Raw genomic sequence first — 22052 nt, forward strand, 5'->3', positions numbered from 1 at the left:
TGGGCTTTCATGCGTCTCTCCTCCAGTACAGCAAAGATGTGGATGTTCTTTCATTGTGCAGCAAGAGGGAAGCGAATAAAAGGTGCATGGACGCAACCAGATAGGGTCAGCCTAAAGTCTGACTTTTGGCATGTCACTTGAAGAAGCGTTCAGCCATCAGCCATCAGCTTTCAGGAAAAAGCTCACCAAAAGGCTTTTGCGAACAGCAAAGTAAAAAGACACAAACGGAAAGCCACTCAGACTTTCCGTTCAAAAGGCAGCCAGAAAACTGTCCTGATTGCTGACGGCTGATCGCTGACGGCTGATGGCTCTTGGTGTTGGCATGGCCTGACAGCGACTTTGCGCTTACCCTGTGCAAACAGAGAACCCATCCTTACACCTGAAACACCCCGGTTTTGAATTCTCCAATCGGGGCTCCAGAGCAGGCTTCGAGGGTGCGGATCAGGCGTTCGCGGGTGGTCTCTGGCCTGATCACCTCATCCACCCAGAGGCGGGCTGCGGCATATCTGGGGTCCAGTTCCTGATCGTACTTGGCTTTCACCTGTTCAAAAAGCGAAGCCAGATCTTCATCGGTGGGTTCCTGTCCCTGACGCTTGAGGGCCTGAAGCTGGATGTCCAGCAGGGTTTTGGCAGCGGCATTTCCGCTCATCACGGCGTATTTTGCGCTGGGCCAAGCGAACAGAAACCTCGGGCTGTAGGCTTTGCCATTCATGGCGTAGTTTCCGGCCCCATAACTGCCTCCGGTGATCAGGGTGATTTTGGGAACCACCGTGTTGGACACCGCGTTGACCATTTTGGCCCCTTTGCGGATGATGCCTTCGTACTCGCTGTCTTTGCCCACCATGAATCCGGTCACATCAGACAAAAAGATCAGGGGAATGCCCATCTGGTTGACTTCCATGATGAAACGGGCCGATTTGTCGGCGCTGTCCCCGTAAATCACCCCTCCCACCTCGATGCGGGTTTGCAGACCGGGCACATCCGATTTCAGTTTCTTGCGGATCACCTGACGGTCGTTGGCCACCACCCCCACCGGATACCCTCCAAGCCATCCCAGAGCGCACACGATGCTCTGGCCGTAATCCGGTTTGTACTCCTCAAAATGGCTGTCGTCGAGGAGGGCTCTCAGCACCTCCCGCACGTTGTAGGTTTTGCTGCCGTCCAGACTGACCAGTTCGGTGAAGTCCTGCTGGCTCTGGGGGGCCTTGGGGGCTTTGCGTTTCTGTGCCCACGGTGCGGTGTATTTGCGGGTTTGCATTTCGGCCAGAGCACGGATCCTCTGGATGGCGCTCAGGTCGTCTTTTTCTTTGTAGTCCACCGTGCCAGAGATTTCAGCGTGAACGGCTGCCCCGCCCAGACTTTCGGAATCGATGTTCTGTCCGATGGCGGCCTTCACCAGTGCAGGTCCGGCCAGATACAGCCCTGAGCCTTCGGTCATGATCAGGGTGTCGCACATGACCGGAAGGTAAGCCCCACCTGCCACGCAGTTCCCCATGATGGCAGCAATCTGGGGAATGCCCAGAGCGCTCATGCGGGCATTCAGGTAGAACACCCGTCCAAAATCGTCCTGATCCGGGAAAATCTCGTCTTGCATGGGCAGGTAAACCCCTGCGGAATCCACCAGATAGACCACTGGAATGTGGTTTTCCAGAGCGATGGTCTGTGCCCGGATCACTTTTTTGGCGGTGATGGGAAAGAAAGCCCCGGCTTTCACGGTGGCGTCGTTGGCGATGATCATCCACGGTCTGCCCTGAATGGATCCGATGCCTGCAACCGTTCCTCCAGAGGGGCATCCACCCACGTCCTGATACATTTCAAACCCAGCAAGGGTCATCAGTTCATCAAAGACGGTCCCCTCGTCGATCAGGTGGGCAATGCGTTCTCGGGCAGTGAGACGGTTTTTCTGGTGTTGCCGCTCAATGGCTTTTTTTCCACCGCCCAGATGGGTTTGGGACACCGTTTGCTGCAACAGTTCAAGGGCCTCGGGCCAGTTCTTCGGTTGTGAAGTCATGCTTAAAGTATGACAGATTTTGTGTCTGTCGTGAAGAAAATGTCATGGATTTGAGCCTGCGGTTTGCCGAGGGCCGAGCGCAGAAGGCAAAACCATGGATCCCTCCGCAACACGCTTGTTTCACCCTCGGGACTCCCGATGATCTTCATGCCCCTCTGTCACCATCTGTAAAAACACTTTTGCCACCTCAGGATCAAAATGGGTGCCAATGCCCTGCTGGATGATCTGAAGGGCCTCTGGGACCGTCATGGCCTTGCGGTAAGGGCGGTCACTGGTCAGGGCGTCGTACACATCGGCCAGAGCGAAAATCCGGGCATACAAAGGAATGTTTTCGCCTTTGAGACCTGCGGGATATCCCGAGCCGTCCCATTTCTCGTGGTGGTGGTAAGGGATGTCTCGGGCCTCGCCCAGAAAACCGACATGCTCCAGCCAGCGTCGGGCATAGACAGGGTGCTGCTGCATGGTTTGGAATTCCTCTGGGGTCAATTTGTCGGGCTTGAGCAGGATGCTGTCAGGAACAGCCATTTTCCCGATGTCGTGCAACAATCCACCCCAGTAAATCTGCTGGAGTTGTTTTTCGTCCAACCCGAGTTTCTGGCCCAGCTTCACACTGATTTCGGTCACCCGGCGCGTGTGTTCATGGGTTTCATCGTCACGCAGTTCCAGCGCATGGGTCCAGCCTTCCACCGCAGCCGTGTAGGTTTCTGCCAGTTGCTGTTGCTGTTCTTGCAAAGTGCTCAGGGAAACGGACAACTCCTGATTGGCATGGGTGAGTTTGTGCGTGGCCTGCTGAACCAGCACAAAAATCAATCCTGCGGATGCCAGCACAAAAAAGATCCCTTTGGCGGTGCTGACCTGTTCCAGAAAACCCTTGAAAGCAGGAATTTCGTACAACAGGTGATCGGTCACCAGAATCCACAACACCGACACCAGCAGATACACCCCAGCAACCCTTGCTGCTGGTCGCCAATTGGGGGTGCCAGAGGGGACTTTGACGGGCCTCTGCATGTCCGGTTGTTCCACTTCGGGGGGATGCACCATGTCAATTCCCTTCGTGTTTCTGAAGTCTGGATCACATTGTTTCATCAGCATAATTCAGAAACCCTCACACAAAGGTGATTGCCCCTGTTGAAGCCAGGGTCAACCCAAAATCTGACCTCTGGCATGTCATCGGAAAAAGCATTCAGCTTTCAGCAAAAAGCTCACCTTCAGGCTTTTGACAACATCAACACATCAAGACTCAAAATGAAATCCCATCAGATTGAAGCTCAAAAGGCAGCAAGAAAACTTTCCTGCGGGCTGACCGCTGATCGCTGACGGCTGATGGCTCTCTGTTTGTATTGCCCGAACATCAACTTTGCGTTGACCCTGCTGTTGAAGCTCGGCATTCCAGCAAGCCTCACCGTGTGGAACGTGCAAATGGGTTAGACTCTGCCTATGACAGAGGCCCGTACCGAAACGCGGACCCAGACCCAGCGTCCGCCCCTGTACAAAGTGATTTTGCTCAATGATGATTACACGCCCATGGATTACGTGGTGCGCGTCCTGATTGACTTTTTTCGCAAGAGCCCGGCGCAGGCCACCCGAATCATGATGGCGGTCCATCAGGAAGGCTCGGGGGTGTGTGGGGTGTATCCCTTTGAAGTGGCAGAAACCAAAGTGCATCAGGTGAATTCCGATGCCCGTCAGCATGGCTTTCCCCTCAAATGCATCATGGAGGCAGAATGATCACCGAAACCCTTGAACAGAGCATCCAGAGGGCGGTGCAACTGGCCCACAGTTATGGCCATGAGTACATTACCTTGGAGCACATGCTCTATGCCCTGATGGACGACGAAGATGCCCGTCCGGTGTTGCTGGCCTGCGGCATCGACCTGTCCATTCTGGAAGACGCTCTGGAAACCGAGTTCGACAACATGGAAGGCTTCGACGATGCCCGTCCGACATCCACGCTGGCCTTTGACCGGGTGCTGCAAAGGGCTTTGCGCCAGATGCGCTCTGCCCAGCAGGAACAGGTGACGGGGGCACAGGTGCTGGTGGCCCTGCTCGATGAAGACACCTCGGTGGCCCGGTTTCTGCTGGAAGAACAGGGCATGACCCGTCTGGATGCCATCGAGTTCATTTCACATGGCAAGCGCAAGCACCAGGTCACCACCGAACAACCCGGAATGCCCACCCAACTGCCTTTGGGCAATCCAGAGAATGACCCTCTGAAGCTGTACTGCGTGGACCTCACCGAAAAAGCCAGAGACGGTCAGATTGACCCGATGATTGGCCGGGATGCCGAAGTGGAGCGCACCATGCAGGTGCTGGCAAGGCGCACCAAAAACAACCCGGTGCTGGTTGGGGAACCCGGTGTGGGAAAAACCGCGATTGTTGAAGGATTGGCCCGCAAAATTGCCCTGGGGGAAGTGCCCGAGTTGCTTTCCGACATGACCCTGTATTCTTTGGACATGGGGGCGTTGCTGGCCGGAACCCGTTACCGTGGGGATTTCGAAGAACGCCTGAAAGCCGTGATTGCTGCTCTGGAAGGGCGCAAGGTGATCCTGTTCATTGATGAGATCCACACCATTGTGCGGGCTGGAGCCGTGGAAGGTGGGGCGATGGACGCCAGCAACCTGCTGAAGCCTGCCCTCAGCAAAGGGCATTTGCGCACCATCGGGGCCACCACCTACGAGGAGTACAAGCACCTTGAAAAAGACCGTGCCCTCGGGCGACGATTCCAGAAAATTGATGTTCCAGAACCCTCTCAGGAGGATGCAGTCAAAATTCTGGAGGGCATCGCCCCTTATTATGAAAAGCACCACAACCTGAAATTCACCCGGGCCGCTTTGCGTGCTGCTGTTGAACTCAGTTCCCAGTACATCACCGACCGGCGTTTGCCAGACAAAGCCATCGATGTCATCGATGAAGCGGGGGCTCTGGAAATCCTCAAGCCCCCCTCCAAACGGGCCAAAACCATCACGCCAAAACACATGGAAGCGGTGGTGGCCAAGATTGCCCGCCTGCCTCTGGGGGCCATCCAGAAAACCGAGCAGACCAAATTGCAGGACCTCGAAGCTGAACTCTTGCAGGTGGTTTACGGTCAGGATCAGGCCGTCAAAGAGGTCTCCGACACTGTGAAACTGGCCCGAGCAGGCCTCCGTCAGGAAGGCAAACCTGTGGGTGCTTTCCTGTTCGCAGGCCCCACTGGAGTGGGCAAAACCGAACTGGCCAAACAACTGGCCAAAGTGCTCGGGGCGGAATTTCTGCGCTTCGACATGTCCGAGTACATGGAAAAACACAGTGTGGCCCGCCTGATTGGTGCTCCTCCCGGCTATGTGGGCTTCGATCAGGGAGGTCTCCTGACCGATCAGGTGATGCGCTATCCCCAGAGCGTGGTCCTGCTGGACGAGATCGAAAAAGCCCACCCTGACGTGTACAACATCCTCTTACAGGTCATGGATTACGGCAAACTCACCGATCACAACGGCAAACACATCGATTTCCGTGGTGTGGTTCTGATCCTGACCACCAACGCTGGGGCAGAGGAGAGCGCAAAAAGCCCGGTGGGTTTTGGGCGCACCCTTCGGGTTGGCGAGGACATCGAAGCCATCAAACGCACCTTCACCCCTGAGTTCCGCAACCGACTGGACGCCATCGTGTCCTTCAAACCTCTGGCCCGCGAAACCATGGGTCTGGTGGTCAACAAGTTCCTGCGTGAACTTCAGGGCCAACTGAAAGCCAAAAACGTGGTTCTGAACGTGAATGAACTGGCTGTTCAGTGGTTCTCTGAAAAAGGCTACGATCCAGCCATGGGTGCCCGTCCTCTGGCACGGGTCATTCAGGAGCACCTCAAAAAACCTCTGGCAGATGCCATTTTGTTTGGCAAGTTGAACAAAGGTGGAGAGGTGCAGGTGACGGTGAAAGAGGGAAAATTGTCGTTGGACATTGCTGAAAATTGACCTTCAGCAATGGTTTTGCTCTGGCAGATGTCAAGACCATTCTGCACATCCCTCAAGTCCGTCACACTTTTCAGGCTGCAAACCCAGCAAACTGAAGGTGGGCAGTTGTGGCCATTCGCAGAAGTGCATGGTGCACATTGAAGATGTTCTGAATTTCATGGACATGGGGTTCGCCTCATGTCCATCTGACTGAAGTCCTGCCAAACCCCTAGAGGTGGAACGCTCTGGAATGCTGATTGACCGATTGATCCGCCAACTCAAAACCGACCCACAACACAAGGTGTCGCGTCCACGCATGTATGAACTGTTCATGATGCGGGGTGAAGTGCTGCCTTACGATTTGCGGTGGTTTTACAACCAGTGCGGAGAGGTTCGTTTGTTTTTCAGGCAAGAGCGGTATTTGACTCTGCTGGAACCCACAGATCTGGTGCAGGCCAACCTGAAAATCACCGGCAAGGACTATGAATACGACATCTCCTCTTACTGGTATGTGTTCGCACAGGATGCAGATGGAGAGTACCTGTCCATTGACCTGCACCCCGAGCGTCTGGGGCACATTTACGACACCAACCATGTGAACCACGCTCTGGAGGGTTACACCCCGATCATTGCCCTGTCGTTCAGTGAATTTCTGGAGCGCACTCTGGAATCCCGCCCCAATTATTACTGGCTGAATCGGGAATTCAGGGGGTATGGGGATGCTTATGACAACATCGAAGAAGAATGGGATGAAGACGCCATTTATTGAGAAATGGGACCCAAAAAGAAATCAAGGGCTGAAATTTTAAGAGAAATCGAAAGATCAATGACACTTGAACTTCGCCATGAGCATTTTCTGGCCTTTTGTAACAATTTGATGTATGAAGTGATATAGATGTGTGAATTCTCCTCCCCAATGGTTTTAGCGATTGAAGCGTCAAACTCCACCAGACATCAAGCTAGACAAATTCAGGTCTGGAAAACATCCCACCCTGCCCTTAGATTGTGGAAATGTCTCCCCTTCATTTTCCCAAACGGCTTTTCCTGATGGTCTCTGCAAGCGCTCTGGTTTTTGGACTGGCGACTGCCCAAAATGTTTCTGCCTTGGAAGACCGGATTCTGGGCATGGCCACCGAGCCCCAGAAATTCAACGCTTCTGCACCTTCAGAAGTCAGCAACATCACCGCCACCGCCAGAGGGGTGTCTTACAGCTTTGAAGAAGCTGGAGATTTTGGATATGCAGAATTGCAGGTGCTGGAGCAGGACCCTACCGCATGGAAACTGGATTTGCTGGAAGCCACTCTGGACAACCTGAAATTTGCCAGTGCCCCAGAGTTGCTGTTCACCCTCAAGGATGCAGAAGGGGATGAGACCCTCGAAGGCTTTGCTTTTTCCAGTGGTCCACTCAAAGATGTGGTTCTGCTGCGCAAAAATGAAGGCACCTCAAAGGGATATCCTCAGTTCGCAACAGTTGCTTATTTCAAAGCAGTGGCGAATGATCCTCAGGAAAGGGACCTCCTGTACGACGAATTGCAAGAATACAAGCTGGCTCCGTTCTACTTTTATGGCAAGAACAAAGCCGATTTTTGCCAGAAGTCCTTCGTGACCTGCGCGAAATAAACCAATTGAAACAAATCTGACCCTGCCATTGGCAGGGTTTTTTGCTGTCCCCTCCCGAGTTCACCCTTTTCTTTGAATAATCGTATACGATTATATCAACACTTGAGCTTCCCCACGGAGGAACCATGACCCGGAAATCCCTGCAAAGCCTGACCCAGCAAGACGACTTCATCTCGCGCCACCTTGGCCCCAGTGAACACGAAATTCAAGAGATGCTTTCCACCCTCGGGGTGAACAGCCTTGAAGAACTGGTGGATTCCACCCTGCCAGAGAGCATCCGCTTCAACGGCGAATTGAAAGTGGGCCGCACCTTCACCGAAGTGGAGGCCCTCGCAGACCTGAAAAGCAAGGCCAGCAAAAACAAAGTCTTCAAAAGCTACATCGGCATGGGATATTACGGAACCCTGGTTCCCAACGTGATTTTGCGCAACATCCTGGAAAATCCCGGCTGGTACACCGCCTACACCCCTTATCAGGCAGAGATTTCTCAGGGCCGTCTGGAAATGCTGCTGAATTACCAGCAAGTGGTGATGGACCTGACCGCCATGGAAGTGGCGAACGCGAGCCTTCTGGACGAGGCCACCGCTGCCGCAGAAGCCATGACCCTTGCCAAACGCTCCAACAAAAAGAGCAAGAGCAACACCTACTTCGTGGCCAGTGATGTGCACCCCCAGACGCTGGACGTGATCCAGACCCGTGCACAGTATTTCGGCTTTGACGTGGTGGTGGGCAACCCCGAGACCGACCTCCAGAACCATGATGTGTTCGGGGTGCAACTGCAATATCCCAACACCTACGGCGAAGTGAAAGACCTGACAGGCGTCATTGAAGCGGCCCACAAAAAAGGCGCTCTGGTGACGGTGGCCACCGACCTGATGGCCCTCACGGTGCTCAAAGCCCCCGGCGAAATGGGCGCAGATGTGGTCATTGGCAACTCCCAGCGCTTCGGGGTGCCCATGGGCTTTGGTGGTCCCCACGCTGCCTTCATGGCCTGCCGTGACGAGTACAAACGCAGTGCCCCCGGACGCATCATCGGGGTGTCCAGAGACACCAGAGGCAACACCGCCTACCGCATGGCCATGCAAACCCGTGAGCAGCACATCCGCCGTGAGAAAGCCACCAGCAACATCTGCACCGCTCAGGCTTTGCTGGCCAACATGGCTGCCGCTTATGCTGTGTACCACGGTCCTGAAACCCTGAAAACCATCGCTGAACGCATTGAGCGCTTCACCTCTCTGGTGCGCGTGGCCTTGCAGGAAGCCGGGTTTCAGCCCAACACCACCTACTTTGACACCCTCACCTTCGAAGGCAACTCCACAGAAATCCAGAGCCGTGCTCTGGCCGCCGAAATCAACCTGCGTTATGAAAACGGCAAAGTGGGCCTCTCCCTTGATGAGACGGTCACCCTGCAAGACCTTGCTGTGCTGATTGAAGTGCTGACCGGCAAACCCGCAGACCTGAATGCACTGGATCAAAAAGTGGTCTCAGAGGACATCTCGGGCATTCCTGCAAGCTTGGTTCGCACCAGCAGTTACCTGCAACACCCCGTCTTCAACACCCACCACAGCGAACACGGCATGCTGCGTTACCTCAAGCACCTGGAGAACAAAGACTACAGCCTCGTGCACGGCATGATTCCTCTGGGCTCCTGCACCATGAAGCTGAACGCCACCGCCGAAATGATCCCTGTGACGTGGCCCGAGTTCGGCAACATTCACCCCTTTGCCCCCGTAGACCAGACCGAAGGTTATCTGGAGATGATCACCGAACTGGAAAACTGGCTGGCCGATGTGACCGGCTACGACGCGGTTTCCATGCAGCCCAACAGCGGTGCTCAGGGTGAATACGCTGGCCTCTTGGTCATCAAGAAGTACCACGAAGCCAGAGGAGAAGGCCACCGCAACATCTGCCTGATTCCCTCCAGTGCCCACGGCACCAACCCCGCCACCGCCAGCATGATGGGCATGGACGTGGTGGTCGTGAAGTGCGACGACAACGGCAACGTGGACCTTGAGGACCTGAAAGCCAAAACCGAGAAACACAGTGCCAACCTTGCTGCATTGATGGTGACTTACCCCTCCACCCACGGGGTCTACGAAGAGGCCATCACCGAAATCTGTGACCTGATCCACCAGCACGGCGGTCAGGTGTACATGGACGGGGCCAACATGAACGCTCAGGTGGGCCTTGCCAAACCCGGTCTCATCGGGTCAGACGTGAGCCACCTCAACCTCCACAAGACCTTCGCCATTCCCCACGGTGGTGGTGGCCCCGGCATGGGACCCATCGGCGTGAAAGCCCATCTTGCCCCCTACCTGCCCAACCACAAGGTGCGCCCTGTGAACGCCAGCAGCACCGGAGCGGTCAGTGCAGCCCCTTACGGCAGCGGAGCCATCCTGCCGATCAGCTGGATGTACATCAAGATGCTGGGCAACGAAGGCCTCAAAAAATCCACAGAAGTGGCCCTGCTGAACGCCAACTACATCGCCCGCAAACTCTCTGGACACTACCCTGTGCTGTACACCGGACGGCATGACCGGGTGGCCCACGAATGCATCATCGACATCCGTCCGCTCAAGGAAGCCACTGGCATCACCGAAGAGGACATCGCCAAGCGCCTGATGGACTACGGATTCCACGCCCCCACCATGAGTTTCCCTGTGCCCGGAACCCTGATGATCGAGCCCACCGAGTCCGAGCCCAAAGCCGAACTGGACCGCTTCATTGAGGCGATGGTCAGCATCCGTCAGGAAATCCGCGAAGTGGAAGACGGCCTGATCAAAGCCGAAGAGACCGCCCTGCACAACGCCCCCCACACCATGGCCGACCTGACCGACGCAAACTGGGACCGAGCCTACACTCGGGAAACCGCTGTGTTCCCCAGCCGTCACACCAGAGCCAGCAAATACTGGCCCAGCGTGAACCGCGTGGACAACGTGTACGGAGACCGCAACTTCGTGTGTGCCTGCCCACCCATCAGCGAATACGAAGAAGAGGACCTCACCCCGTCCCTCTCCTGACAGATGGGGATTAACCTTCACTGCGAGCTGTGCTCGATCCTCTCCCTGTCAGGGAGAGGATTTTTTTGCTCTGGCCCGAGCTTCCCACCCTCTCCCAAAATGGGAGAGGGACGGGGTGAGGGTACCCTGCTACTGCTCTGGCTTCCCAGCAATCTCCTGACGAATTTGTTCCAGCACCCCTTCCAGATTGCGGTGAACTTCCCAGTTCTGAAATCGGAGCACCTTGCACCCCCTTTGCTCCAATTGCTGGGTTCTCCAGAGGTCGTATCCTTCACGCCCCAGGTGGCTGCTGCCGTCCAGTTCGATCACCAGCAGGTGTTCTGCACAGAAAAAGTCAGCATAAAAGGGTGGCAGGGGATGTTGTCGCCTGAATTTGGCTCCCAGTTGTCGGTTGCGCAGGTGTTGCCAGAGGGTTTCCTCGGCAGGTGTGCTCTTATGTCTGAGGGTTCTGGCCCTCTGCGTCTGAAGGGATGACATGAAGGTGTTTTACTGGACCACCCGCACAACACGCATCTGGAGGATGCCTGAGGTGTTTCTCATGGAAATGGTCAGGAAAAGCTTAAGTGTAAACCTCTCCCGCCCCCAGAGCCCCTGAAACCGTCACCCGATTGCGCCCCTCTTTCTTGGAGGTGTACAGCGCTTCGTCGGCCTTGCCAATCAACTCATCCAGAGATTTCGCGGCCCCCTGCACTGCCACGCCCAGACTGGCCGTGATGGAGATGTGCTGGTCTGGCAGCAGGATGGGGGTTTCCTCCAGAGCCTGACGCAGTTTCTCAGCAATGTGCTGGGTGTCAGAGGCATCCTCGCCTTGCACCAGACAGATGAACTCCTCGCCCCCGTAACGGGCAAAGAGGTCGGTCTGGCGCAGGTTGTTTTTGCACACTTTTGCCACGTGCCTCAGCACCTCGTCGCCAATCTGGTGGCCGTAGGTGTCGTTGATTTTTTTGAAGTAATCCACATCCAGCATGACCACACCCAGTTGCCCACCCAACCCTCGGGCTTTCTGGAACTCGGGTTCGGCCAGTTCAAAGAAGTGACGGCGGTTGGTGACCTGTGTGAGGGCATCGGTCCGGGCGATGTGGGCCAGTTGCATCTCAGCCTGCTTGCGTGCGGTGATGTCAAAGAGCACCAGCACATGTCCGGCCACCTGTCCACGCTGTTCGCGGATGGGAGAATACTGCACAGAGAAACAGGCGTCCTGATCCCCTTGTTTTAAAGTGACTTCCTCTGGAATGCTGTCCAGAGACTGGATTTGCAGCCGTTCGCCCAGAATCTCTCTGGGGGTTTTGCCGATGCTGTCCTGCGCCTCAGGCCCCACCAGTTTCTGTGCGTAGGGATTGAGGTCCACGATTCGGCCCATCAGGTCCAGCACCACGATGGCTGCGTTGATGTTTTTCACCACCAGATGGTGGGCAATCGGCACCAGTTTAAGGGCCCCATACCTGAAAAGCGCCAGTGCAAAGAACACCCCAGAGAACAGGAAGAAGAAAATCACCTCGTCGATTTTGGGAATCAGGTCCATCCCGAACACATCCTCGGTCATGCGTCCGGCCAGAGGAATGAACCCGCCCAGCAGCAACCAGAGGGCCTGTTTTTTGAAGAAGGGGGAAGTGGTGCGGTAAAAATTGAAGTACACCACCACGCTGGACAGGATCCCGAGGTAGCAGGTGGCAGCGTAAATCCAGAAGTAAAACCCGTGTCCGCTCTGGGTTTCAGGGAAGCCGGGTTTTGTTTCGATGAAGGTCCACATCCAGTTGTGCAGTCCGTGGGTGAACACCACGCCCCAGGTGGTCAGCACCGAAAGCACCATCAGGGGGGTCAGGGCGGTTTTGAGGAGGTGCTGCTGGTTGCTCATCACCAGTGAGAACACGAGCCACAGGAGGGGGGCCGTGGCACTGCCCAGGTATTTGATTTTCAGCCAGAAAATTTTGCCTTCCAAGGTCACGCTGGAGAGTTCCATCAGGTAGCAGAACGTCCAGATGCCCAGAGAGGCCATCACCAGTGCAAAAAGCCGTGCTGCCGTGTTGGCTTTGGGCAGGGCATAAAGGGCCAGTCCGACCATGATGCACAGGGAAAAGACAAAAGGCAGGATGTATGGGGTGTATTCCAACTGCATGTCCACCTCGTGGGGTCAGAAAATTAGACTCATGGTAGCACTGCTTACGATTTGAGGGCAGAAGGCGTTCAATTGAAGATGTTCAAGGCAGTTCAGGCCAGCTTGGAAGAAGCCAAAGCATGAAGCACAAGCTTTGCAGCTGGCCTTCTGCTTTCTGCCTTCTGCCCTCAGCCCACACTGTCACCCCCCTGTTTCTGGGTATCATCAACCATGTCACGATTCAGAGCGGTCTGGATTGCCATTTTCTTTCATTCAAGTGCGCTGGCGGCAGGTCCGTTCGAGCCCCTCTCTGGCAGTGAGATCAGCACTGCGGTCAATGTCCTGAAGCTGTATGGCAAAGCCTATTCCTCCACCCGGTTTTCCCTGATCACCCTGCAAGAACCCGAGAAAACCGAAGTGTACCAGAACAAAACCTCCTTCAGAAAAGCCAGAGTGGTGCTTTACGAGCGCAGCAAGAACCTGACGGCAGAAGCCACCATCGATTTGCAAAAGAAAACCATCCTGAGTTTCACAGAGCTTCCGGGCACGCAGCCGGGTTTCATGACCGATGATTTTGTGATTGCGCAGCAACTGGTGGGCCGCGATCCACGCTGGTTGGAAGCCATGCGCAAAAGGGGCATTTCTCCGGCTCAGGCGATGCTGGAAACCGCTGGAGGCCGGGTCTATGAAGACGATGGAGATGCCAGAGTGCTGGTGGTCACCTCGTACCTGCGTGCAGGCGCATGGAATGGTTATGCGAGGCCCATTGAAGGGGTGGTGGCCCGTGTGGATGTCGCCAGACGGGTGGTTCTTTCGGTGACCGACTCGGGAGAGGTGCCCATTTCCAGAGACCGTGGCGAGGTGACCCCTGCTGGAACCCCCCTGAAGCCGCTGGTGGTCAAACAGCCCTCTGGGAGCAGTTTCACTTTAAATGGCCATGAAGTGCGCTGGGACAAATGGAAACTCAGTTATGCCCTGCATGCCCGAGAAGGTCTGGTGATCCATCAGGCTGGGTGGATGGAAGGGAAAACCTTTAGGCCCATCCTGTACCGGGGCTCTCTGGCTGAAATGGTGGTGCCTTACGGGGACGCAGACCCCAACCACAACTGGAGGCAGCCTTTTGACGCTGCCGAGTATGGTCTCGGGAGCACCGCTTCACCTTTGACACTGGGCGCAGATGTGCCCGAGCATGCCCTTTTGCGCAACGAAACCCTGTTTTCCCAGACAGGTGCCCCACAACAGATGCCCAGAGCCGTTGCCATCTACGAACGGGATGGGGGAGTGCTGTACCGCCACATGGACCCTGCCACAAAGAAAGTGATTTCCAGAAGGGCCAGAGAGTTGTGTCTCTCTGCGGTTTCCACGGTGGGCAATTACGATTACCTGCTGACGTGGGTGTTCCGACAGGATGGCACCATCAAAGTGGAAATCCACCTGACCGGCATCATGGCCGCCAAAGGCAGTGCACAGCCTGAGATGTCTGGCATGAAGGTCGCAGAGGGGGTGGTGGCCCTGCACCACCAGCATTTCTTCAATTTCCGTCTGGATCTGGATGTGGACGGGATCAAAAACACCCCTCTGGAAATGAACACCATGGCTCTGGATTTCTCTCCTGAAACCAATTCCACAGGAAATGCCATGCATGCCATGCTTGACTCCATTTCCAGCGAGTTGAATGGCATTCGGGAGACCAGTTCGGACACGGCCCGCAACTGGGTGGTCCAGAGCAACCGCAAGAATGCTCTGGGAGACCTGACCGGTTATGCCCTGATGCCCGGCAAAAGCTCCCCTTTGATCGCTGCACCAGAGGCCCCTCTGCGCACACGGGCTGCTTTTCTGGAGCACAGCCTGTGGATCACCCGATTCAATCCTCAAGAGCGTTATCCAGCAGGGGAGTACCCCACCAACAACCCTGATCCCGGTGGTTTAAAAGATTACGTCCAGAACGATGAACCCTTGCAGAATCAGGATGTGGTGCTCTGGTACACCCTCGGGGTGACGCACATTCCAAGGCCAGAGGAGTGGCCGATCATGAACAGCCATGTGGCAGGTTTCAGCTTGGAACCTCTGGGCTTTTTCTCGCAAAATCCGATGGTCAAGTGATGACGCTGGGATCCAGCGTGTAGAATTTGAGGAACACAAGGACCTGCAATGTCAAAACGCCGCATCACCATCAAAGATGTTTCCGCTCTGGCCGGGGTTTCGGTCTCCACCGTTTCACGGGTGCTCAATGCCAGTGGCCCCATCTCCGAAGACACCCGCAAGGTCGTCGAGGAGGCCGCAGCCCAACTCAAATACCAGCCGAACCCTCTGGCCCGAGGTCTGGTCAAAAACCAGCTTGGTGGGGTGGGGGTGCTGATCCCGTGGTTGGCTGGCCCTTACTTCGGAGGCTTTCTGGAAGGGGTTCAGGGGGTGGTGCGCACCACATCTTTCCGTCTGGTGGTGTCCAGCGAGGAGGCCATCAAAGAGCGTGAACACGCTGCCATGGCTTACCTGCTGGAAAATGACGCGGATGGGGTCATCTATTATGGGGACTCTTTGCGCCCATCAGACATCGCTGAAATCAACCCTTTTGGGAAGCCTGTGGTTCTGATCGGACAACCTGCCACAGATGCCCACCCTTGCGTCTCCATCAACGATGAGATGGGGGCTTTTCTGGCCACCCGTTACCTGATTGAAAACGGACACCGCCACATCGCCCACATGACCGGGCACCCGGACGCCCACGTGACCCGCACCCGCATTTTGGGGTACAAAAAGGCTCTGGAACAGGCCGGTTTGCCTTTCGATCCAGAGCGAATCGTGCATTACCACTACAGCGAAGAAGGCGGATACCGCTGCGTGCAGGAATTGATGGGCAGGGGCGTGGAATTCACCGCCATTTTCTGTGCCAACGACCAGATGGCCATTGGAGCCTACCAGAGCCTGCGAGAATTCAACAAGCGCATTCCAGAGGATGTGTCTCTGGTGGGTTTTGATGACATCATGTTCACCCGTTACATGGACCCTCCCTTGACCAGCATCCGGGTGCCGATTGTGGACATGGGCGCACAGGCAGCCCGCAAATTGATTGCCCTGATTGAAGGTCGCGAGATGGCCCTTCCAGACGTGCCCACTGAACTGGTGGTCCGTCAATCGGTGCGCAGGTTGCCCCACTGATTCAGTGATTTAAGCCAGCCAATGCCAGACCAGAGGGGCAAGCAGGGCTGTCAGGGCTCCATTCAGGCCCATCCCGAGGCTGCTGGCAGCGGTGTTCAAGGGGCCTTCTTGCACCATGCGGGCGGTTCCAAGGCCGTGGGACAACAAGCCCATGGTCAGCCCGCGCACCAGAGGAGAACGAACCCCCAACCATGACAGCCAAGGGGGCAAGAAAACCGCTCCCAGAATGCCAGTCCAGATGCTCACAATCGCGGAAAGGCTGCCGGAAAATCCCTGTTTCTGGGCAATCGCCAGAGAGATCGGTGAAGTGCTGCTCATGGTGCTGAACGCCAGCCTGAGCTCTGGGGTTAGGTGCAGCCATTTGCCCAGCACAAAGCCCAATCCCAAGGCCACACCACCGCCCACCAGCAAACCCAGCACAATGGTCAGCAAATGGGTTTTCAGGATGTGCCGTTGCAGGTACAGGGGAACGGCCAGAGCGACCACCGCAGGTCCCAGCAAATATTGCAGGAAGTGTGTGTGGCTCTGGTACTCGGGGTAGGGAAGCCGGGTCAGGCCCAGATACAGCACCACCAGCACGATGCTGATCAGGGTGGGATTGACCAGAGGGTGAGGGAAGCGTTTTTGCAGTTCCAGACCCAACAGAAACCCTCCGATGGTCACCAGCAAAGAGGCTTCATTCATGGGGCTTTTCCAGTCTGGAAGTGGTTTTGCCCACCAGAAAAGAAGTCAGGAGCAGCACAACCATCACGCCCAGCAGGACCATGCCCAGAGGGGCCAGATCCCTCTGGTACAGCACAATCCCTACTCCTGCAGGCACAAAAAGCAAGCCCAGCACCGAAAGCAAATGCTGGCTGGTTTGCTGCACCCATTCCAGACGGATCAGGCCGGTCCCAAGGGCAGCCCAGAGCATCAACATGCCCACAATGGATCCGGGAATGGAGAGGTTCAGCCCATGGGTGATGGCCTCTCCCAGAGCATAAAAGCCCAGCAGAATGCAAAATCCCCTCAGCAGGCCAAACATGCTTGCTCTGGGTTCACATGCGTTGCAGCATGCCGCGCACCACGCTCTTGGCCCGGATGGCCACCAGAGGCATGAAGGAGCGGTAATCCACGTTGGCTTCTCCATCTGCGGTGTCGCTGAGGCTGCGGATCACCACAAAAGGGACGCCCCATTTGCTGGCCACCTGTGCCACAGCAGCCCCTTCCATTTCTGCTGCAGCAATCTGGAAGGTTTCGAACAGCCAACGCACCTTGTCTTTGCTGGCAATGAATTGGTCTCCGCTGGCAATGCGCCCCTTGACTGCATGGATGCCTTCAATCTGGCTGGCACTTTCCAGTGCAAGGGTTTGCAGGGTTTCATCGGCGGTCCAGCTGAAGCTTTCATCGGGAATCAGGCCAAGCTGGTAATCCAGAGGGGTCACGTCCACATCGTGCTGCATCAGGTCGGTGCTGATCACGATGTCTCCAACCTGCAAGCCGGGTTGTACCCCTCCGGCCACTCCGGTGAAAATGACTCTGGACACGCCCAGAGACAGCAGGGCCTGTGTGGTCATCGCAGCATTCACTTTGCCAATCCCGCATTTGGTGATGAGCACCTGTTGTCCGAACAGTTTGCCCTGATGGAAGGTGCTTCCCTGATGGCTGAAGGTTTGGCCGTCCAGCAAATCGGCGGTCAGTTGGCGGATTTCTTCATCCATCGCACCAATGATGCCGATGGTGTTGTGTTGGGTGGTTGGGTCAGCGGTCATGCCTAAGATCATAGCGAACTTCTTGGCCCCTTCCCCTGAACGGTCTGAGAGACAAAAAAGAAGCCCCCCAATTGGGGGGATTGCTTTGCCGGTACAGGGTAGAAGGTGTTGGCAAGTTGATGCACGACGCTGGCAAGAAGTTGGAGAAGATGTCAGCACATTGAAGACGTTGCTAAGAAGTCGTACCGAACTGTGTTTAGTATACTGTGTTGCTGGAAGCGTTTCAAGAGGGTGGAAACAGCAAGTTGTGTAAATCACTCCTTCATGATGTGCGAAAAAGGCATGAACACTCACCCAGAGCGATTTACTGTAAATATGCTTCATGAAAGTGCATTTGTTTCTGAAGGAACAACAGTTGCAAACCGTTTACAATTGTTCACTTTGTTTAGCAGTGTTGTTTACAAATGCTCAAAGCTTTTCACGGCTGCGGTGCTGGTAGCCTGAGGGGGTGTCTCCAGCCTCAGAGAACAGGGTGGTGCTCAGGTAACGGGCACCTGTGTCACAGGCAATGGTCACCACCCGTTTGCCCGGCCCCAACCTGCGGGCCACCTCCAGAGCCGCCAGCACCATCCCACCAGAGGACATGCCCACAAACAGGCCTTCATGCTGGGCCAGTTCTCTCGCCAGAGGGAAAGCGTCTTCCTCCCACACCTGAATGATGTCATCCAGCAAAGCAAGGTCCATGTTGCCCGGCACAAAACCCGGACCCATGCCCTGAAAACCGTGCTCTCCGCGCTGCCCCCCAGAGAGCACATTGCTTCGGGCAGGTTCGGCTGCGATCAGCAACAAATTCGGATTTTGCTCTTTCAGAAAGCGTCCGGTGCCCATGATGGTTCCCCCCGTGCCAGAGCCGTACACGAAAGCATCCACCCGACCTTCCATCTGCGCCCAGATCTCTGGACCGGTGGTGCGGTAGTGGGTGAGGGGGTTGGCTGGGTTGTTGAACTGGTTGGGCATCCATGCCCCGGTTTCCCGTGCGATGCGCTCGGCCTCTTCAATGGCCCCCTGCATGCGGGTTTGCGGATCGGTGAGGATCAGTTCGGCCCCGTAAGCCCGGAGGGTCCGTTTGCGTTCTTCGGACATCTGGGCAGGCATGGTCAGGGTGAGGTGGTACCCTCGGGCGGCTGCCACCTGTGCCAGACCGATTCCAGTGTTGCCACTGGTCGGCTCCACAATCCGGCCACCCGGTTGGAGCAGGCCTTTTTCTTCGGCGTCCAGCACCATGCCCAGAGCGGTGCGGTCTTTGATGGAGCCTCCGGGATTCAGGCCCTCCAGTTTGACGTGCACTTCGGCCATCTCGGGGGTGACGTGGTGACGCAGTTGCAAAATCGGGGTGTTTCCGATGAGGCGGTCAATCATAACAGGGGTATTCTAACCGCTTTCCCTGAAATGAAAGGGAATCCCGGCCAGCATCAACACTTCATGCTTTTGAAGGCACAAACCCGAAGGACAGACTGAACCACAGGACATCAAAGGCATTTCAGGAGTGGCTGTCTGTTTGAGCCACATGAACCAGAGGTTGGAGGCCATGGCTTTCACGCTTCAGCGTGTTTGTTCCTGGATCTCCTCTGATGAAACCCGATATGCATGTTTGCTGCCTTCATGGAAAACCCGGAAAACATCAGAGGTGACTTCGTAGATGCTCAGTTTGTAATGGATGCACTGTCGTACACCATCTGGCACCCCGGTCAGCAGCAAGGGAAAGTCCAGTTGCAGGTCTTTTTTGTCCCTTTCCATCTTCAAGCCTTCTTGCAACAACTGGGCGCACCGGAAGGCCCTCTGGTCGGCCACTTTCAAATCCGCTTCTGTGGCAGCAATGCCCATGCCCAGTGCATCTGCTTCATGCTCGGGCATGGTGTAGATGGTTTTGCCAGCAACTTCAATTTCCTGTCCCATCACAAAAAAGAGGGTGGGGCTGCGAGGATCATTCACTTGCACGTGCAAGGTGGGGCTGGGCTGGTCCTGCCCGGAGAACAAAGCCCTGGTGGTCCCACAGGCTCCTGTCCACAGGTGGCTGTTGTAAGCCTGTGACATGGAGGGAAAACCCTGCTCAGGGTGTCGCAATTTCAGGGCATGGGCTGCGCGCTGGAGGGCTTTTGCACATTCCAGACTCATGGCATCAATCAATTGCAAGATGGTTTGGTGGTCTGGAGAAGGTCTGTTGGCATGGGCCAACTTTTGTTGTCTTTCAAAAACTCCCTGTGGCCGAACCTCAAAAGTTCGGTGGCCCTGTGCATGATGCACGGAATACAGGTAATCTCCAGGCATGTTTCCTTTGCCCTGCAAAACGATGTCTTCTCCATTGCATGCTGAAAACTCTGGATGGGATTGAGCAGGGTATTGTGCTGCAAGCAGCAGCTGGACAGCTTCAGGATAATCAGCGACGTCAAAGTTCTGGATCCTCCACCACCGGACGATGGTGGGCAGCATTTTGGCGCACTTCAAAGCCTCTTGGTCCGGGGTGGATTGTATGGTGACTGGTGAAGAGACCTTTGGGGAAGTCTGCTTCACCTGTTGAACGCTTTGTGGTGTGACCAGCAACTTGAAGTCCAGAGCTTCGTGCTTCAGGGTGTACTCAAAGGGGGTGTCAGCCCCCACTTTGCTGGTGATGCTGAGATGGTAACTCAGACAGGACATTCCTTCCGGTGTGCTGGCGAGCAAAGCCAGATGGGGGTAGCCTTGACCATTGGAATCCAGGGTTTGCCACTGCAGGGCTGTTTTGTGCAGGAGCCCGGCACAGTTGCGGGTGAAGGTTTCCGCAGCCTGTTTTTCCTCTGCAGAAGGGTCAAGCTGGCGGGCCAGACGTTCTCCTTCGTGCTCTGGCATCTGGTACACCGTGTTGAACCCACTGCGTATGGTTGTGGAGGTGACCGTGTAGCGTTTGCTTCCTTCAGGAGCCCACACCTCCAGACGCATGTTGCCAGACTGGTAGGCTTCTTGGATGCGGACATCAGGATGAAAGCACAACACAATCTGGTAATACTCGTCCCCAAGCTGCAGGGTCTGGTACTGGGGGCTTTGCTTGGCTGTAGGATTTTGCAATTTCCAGATCTGGTGGGCCCGGATCAGGGATTTGCCACACTCCAGAGCCAGACGGTCCATCACCTGTGTCATTTGTTCAGCACTGGGCACCTCACCTGTGGTTTTTTCCAAGAACCTTCCATCCTGACGGATGTTCTCTGGAGTCACTTCAAATGTTTTTTTCCCCAGTGCATGCTTGATGGTGTAGGTGTAAGGTCCTTGTGTGGCGGCACCTGTGAAGGTCAGATTGTTGTTGTTGCAGGGATGGTTGGCTGTTTTCCATGCCCCCACCATCAGGGTGGACAAAGCTGGATAACCGCGGGCTGTGGGATTGCGCATTTTCCACAGGTGGGCCATTTGCGGAAGGATCCGGGCACAGCTCAGTGCCTCTGGATCGGCATTGGATGCAGCTTGCACAGGTAGAACAGGGGTGGTTTCTGTTGGTGAAGGAAGGTTTTCTGCTTGGTTTGGGGCGCTTGACGGAGCTTTCTGGTGGGTCAAGGTGAATCCCAGACCAATCAACAAGAATCCCAGTCCCAATCCCAGCAAGGTCCATTTGGGCCTTGGTCGAGCAGGGGAAGGCTGAAGACCATGAGGGGTTTTCTGTGCTGCCATTGGTTTTTCGAATTTCAAAGGCTTTTGATCATTTTTTTGAGGATCCATTTCATTTCCCATTGTGCCTCATGGAGGATTTGGGGATGTGATTTTTCGTGTTTTTGATCTGAAGTCTTGCGTGCAAGCATGAAGATTGATTTTGAACCAGGTTGAGACTTGTTCTCACCTCTGAAAAGGAAAAGGGCATGAAGAAGAGGAAAGTGCATTTTTTAAACTTCGTGTGGGCTTACGGAATTGAATTGGTGAATAAAAACAACCCAAACCATAAATGGATTAAAATAATTTACCAAATTTATAAAAGTGGTTTTGATTGTTGACAAATGTCCCGATTTTGGTTAAAAATCTGTATACACTTATGCAACTCGATGAACTGGATCGCAAGATCCTGGATCTTTTACAGCAAGATGCAAGGAACACCTTGCAAGACATCGCCCGTCAGGTGGGACTCAGTGCACCCGGACTGCAGAAACGCCTGACCAAACTGGAAAACTCTGGCCTGATCCTCGGGCACCACACCCTCCTCAACCGCGAAATTCTGGGCTACGACCTGATGTGCTTTGTGCAAGTCCACCTCAGTCACCACGAACTTTCACGGGTGCACCAGTTCAGGGAAGCCGTGCAGCACATGTCTCAGGTGCTGGAGTGTTACCACCTGACCGGAGACACCGACTACCTGCTGAAGGTGGTCGCCCGCAACCGCAAAGACCTTGAGCATTTTCTGGTGGAGGTGCTCACCCCGGCCCCCGGCGTGGACCGCATCCGCACCAGTCTGGTCCTGAACGAAGTGAAAGCCACCACTGCACTGCCTCTGGACCCCGAGAAACCCTGAAGCACACA

At 55.4% G+C, this 22052-nt stretch carries 18 protein-coding genes; 9 read left to right on the top strand and 9 right to left on the bottom strand.

What is annotated here, in order from left to right; all coding sequences use genetic code 11:
* Positions 1-373: 373 nt before the first annotated feature.
* Positions 374-2011, bottom strand: coding sequence for an acyl-CoA carboxylase subunit beta (locus Q371_RS15280; protein WP_034341910.1), 1638 nt, complete (start codon positions 2009-2011; stop codon positions 374-376).
* Between the two features lie 120 nt (positions 2012-2131).
* Positions 2132-3052 carry an HD-GYP domain-containing protein gene (locus Q371_RS25850; RefSeq protein ID WP_169743868.1) on the bottom strand — a complete coding sequence of 307 codons (921 nt, stop codon included), beginning with the start codon at positions 3050-3052 and terminating at the stop codon, positions 2132-2134.
* Positions 3053-3175: 123 nt separating this feature from the next.
* Here Q371_RS25850 and Q371_RS15290 point away from each other — a divergent pair, with 123 nt between their 5' ends.
* The 6 genes from Q371_RS15290 (at position 3176) to gcvP (ending at position 10574) form a co-directional block, all read left to right on the top strand.
* Positions 3176-3328 carry a hypothetical protein gene (locus Q371_RS15290; protein WP_157442738.1) on the top strand — a complete coding sequence of 51 codons (153 nt, stop codon included), beginning with the start codon at positions 3176-3178 and terminating at the stop codon, positions 3326-3328.
* 120 nt (positions 3329-3448) lie between these two features.
* The gene (clpS, locus tag Q371_RS15295) at positions 3449-3739 is read left to right on the top strand and encodes an ATP-dependent Clp protease adapter ClpS (RefSeq protein WP_051964532.1); all 291 of its coding nucleotides are present in this window, start codon (positions 3449-3451) and stop codon (positions 3737-3739) included.
* A complete protein-coding gene (gene clpA / locus Q371_RS15300) occupies positions 3736-5955 on the top strand; it encodes an ATP-dependent Clp protease ATP-binding subunit ClpA (protein WP_051964534.1) in 2220 nt (739 codons plus the stop codon). Before clpS ends, clpA begins: the two co-directional genes overlap by 4 nt.
* Before the next feature lie 229 nt (positions 5956-6184).
* Positions 6185-6703 (top strand): SMI1/KNR4 family protein, encoded by a 519-nt coding sequence (locus Q371_RS15305; RefSeq protein WP_034341913.1) that lies wholly within the window; start codon positions 6185-6187, stop codon positions 6701-6703.
* A gap of 242 nt (positions 6704-6945) precedes the next feature.
* Positions 6946-7554, top strand: a complete 609-nt coding sequence (locus tag Q371_RS15310) for a hypothetical protein (RefSeq protein ID WP_034341914.1) — start codon at positions 6946-6948, stop codon at positions 7552-7554.
* Positions 7555-7679: 125 nt separating this feature from the next.
* Positions 7680-10574, top strand: a complete 2895-nt coding sequence (gcvP, locus tag Q371_RS15315) for an aminomethyl-transferring glycine dehydrogenase (RefSeq protein WP_034341915.1) — start codon at positions 7680-7682, stop codon at positions 10572-10574.
* A gap of 129 nt (positions 10575-10703) precedes the next feature.
* Here the strand turns inward: gcvP and Q371_RS15320 are convergent, their stop codons facing one another.
* Both Q371_RS15320 and Q371_RS15325 read right to left on the bottom strand, forming a co-directional pair.
* The gene (locus Q371_RS15320; protein WP_034341916.1) at positions 10704-11051 is read right to left on the bottom strand and encodes an endonuclease domain-containing protein; all 348 of its coding nucleotides are present in this window, start codon (positions 11049-11051) and stop codon (positions 10704-10706) included.
* Between the two features lie 82 nt (positions 11052-11133).
* Positions 11134-12690 carry a histidine kinase N-terminal 7TM domain-containing diguanylate cyclase gene (locus tag Q371_RS15325; RefSeq protein ID WP_034341917.1) on the bottom strand — a complete coding sequence of 519 codons (1557 nt, stop codon included), beginning with the start codon at positions 12688-12690 and terminating at the stop codon, positions 11134-11136.
* A gap of 210 nt (positions 12691-12900) precedes the next feature.
* On the opposite strand from Q371_RS15325, the gene Q371_RS15330 reads away from it, so the two are divergent.
* Together Q371_RS15330 and Q371_RS15335 are read left to right on the top strand one after the other, a co-directional pair.
* Positions 12901-14772, top strand: a complete 1872-nt coding sequence (locus tag Q371_RS15330; RefSeq protein WP_034341918.1) for a primary-amine oxidase — start codon at positions 12901-12903, stop codon at positions 14770-14772.
* 48 nt (positions 14773-14820) lie between these two features.
* Complete coding sequence (locus tag Q371_RS15335; protein WP_034341919.1) at positions 14821-15828, top strand: LacI family DNA-binding transcriptional regulator; 1008 nt, start codon at positions 14821-14823, stop codon at positions 15826-15828.
* 9 nt (positions 15829-15837) lie between these two features.
* Here the strand turns inward: Q371_RS15335 and Q371_RS15340 are convergent, their stop codons facing one another.
* The 5 genes from Q371_RS15340 to Q371_RS15360 form a co-directional block, all read right to left on the bottom strand.
* Positions 15838-16512: an LrgB family protein gene (locus Q371_RS15340; RefSeq protein WP_034341920.1), complete on the bottom strand. Its 675-nt coding sequence runs from the start codon at positions 16510-16512 to the stop codon at positions 15838-15840.
* Complete coding sequence (locus Q371_RS15345; protein WP_034341921.1) at positions 16505-16852, bottom strand: CidA/LrgA family protein; 348 nt, start codon at positions 16850-16852, stop codon at positions 16505-16507. The genes Q371_RS15340 and Q371_RS15345 overlap by 8 nt, the downstream gene beginning before the upstream one ends.
* A gap of 13 nt (positions 16853-16865) precedes the next feature.
* Positions 16866-17579 carry a 5'-methylthioadenosine/adenosylhomocysteine nucleosidase gene (locus Q371_RS15350; protein WP_034341952.1) on the bottom strand — a complete coding sequence of 238 codons (714 nt, stop codon included), beginning with the start codon at positions 17577-17579 and terminating at the stop codon, positions 16866-16868.
* A gap of 408 nt (positions 17580-17987) precedes the next feature.
* The gene (gene cysK, locus Q371_RS15355; RefSeq protein ID WP_034341922.1) at positions 17988-18938 is read right to left on the bottom strand and encodes a cysteine synthase A; all 951 of its coding nucleotides are present in this window, start codon (positions 18936-18938) and stop codon (positions 17988-17990) included.
* Positions 18939-19121: 183 nt separating this feature from the next.
* A complete protein-coding gene (locus tag Q371_RS15360; RefSeq protein ID WP_157442739.1) occupies positions 19122-21215 on the bottom strand; it encodes a hypothetical protein in 2094 nt (697 codons plus the stop codon).
* 355 nt (positions 21216-21570) lie between these two features.
* Between Q371_RS15360 and Q371_RS15365 the strand changes: the two genes are divergently transcribed.
* Positions 21571-22044, top strand: a complete 474-nt coding sequence (locus Q371_RS15365; RefSeq protein ID WP_034341924.1) for an Lrp/AsnC family transcriptional regulator — start codon at positions 21571-21573, stop codon at positions 22042-22044.
* Positions 22045-22052: the final 8 nt, after the last annotated feature.

It is taken from the genome of Deinococcus misasensis DSM 22328, from assembly GCF_000745915.1.
GTDB lineage: Bacteria > Deinococcota > Deinococci > Deinococcales > Deinococcaceae > Deinococcus_C > Deinococcus_C misasensis.